Genomic DNA, 1000 nt, shown 5'->3' on the forward strand with positions numbered 1-1000 from the left:
TGCTTGGGCTCTCGTAGGTGCCGCCTGATACTTCGATCAAATCGATGCCAAGGCCAGAGAGTTTTTGGATTACTTGCATCGCCTCCTCATGAGAGAAGCCACCTTTTGAGTAGTCCGCGGAGTTAAGTTTGATGCCTACCGGAAAGTCATCGCCGACTTGCTCTCTAATAGCCGCATACACGGCCTCAACAAAGCGCATGCGGTTTTCAAGAGATCCGCCCCATTTGTCTTTTCGCTGGTTATGGTGAGGAGACAAGAATTGGCTGACCAAATATCCATGTGCGCCGTGAATCTGAACGCCATCAAAGCCGGTTTCTTTTGCTAGTCGCGCCGCATTAGCAAAGCGCTTAATGATGCCTTCAATTTCCTCGTCATGAAGGGCTCTAGGGCACGCGAAGCTCGCCTCTAAACCTCCACTTAGAGGGATTTCAGATGGGGCGACCGGCTGGCTATTTAAAAACTTCGGAATTTGCTTGCCTGGATGGTTTAGCTGCATCCATACGGTTGCACCGGTATGCTGAGAAGCTTTCGCCCAACGACGAAACGCATTCAAATCACTTTGTTCGTCTAAGACGACGTTCTTTGGTTCACCGAGTGCGCCTCGGTCAATCATAACATTGCCTGTTACAAGCAAACCTGTACCACCCTCAGCCCATTTTGCGTACAAACGCTCTAAGCGCAAATCTGGGTTGTGTTGTTTGTCGCCGAGTTGTTCGCTCATTGCTGATTTGAAGAGGCGATTTTTTACTTCGGTTTTATTGTTGATCTGATAAGGGCTGTTTAATGCAGGCATAACGTGCTCGGCTCAAAGGTTGAAAACGGTTAGCGTGAAGAACTTAATTTGTTAAAGCTACTCGGCCTGCAAGCTTACGCACTTTTTTCTACAGCGTGTAGTCACTGGCCGGATATGTATAGAACTTACTGATGCGTATGCCCTGCGCGCTCTAAATAGCGCGATATATGGTTGGCACACTCTGCAGCGAAGTCATCTTGGGTATTT

General features: G+C 48.4%; 1 pseudogene. It reads right to left on the reverse strand.

The features are described from left to right. Window positions 1–793: pseudogene (locus A3751_RS21105) on the reverse strand (NADH oxidase); the annotation flags it as partial. Window positions 794–1000 lie beyond the last annotated feature (207 nt).

Source organism: Oleiphilus sp. HI0080 (genome assembly GCF_001635135.1).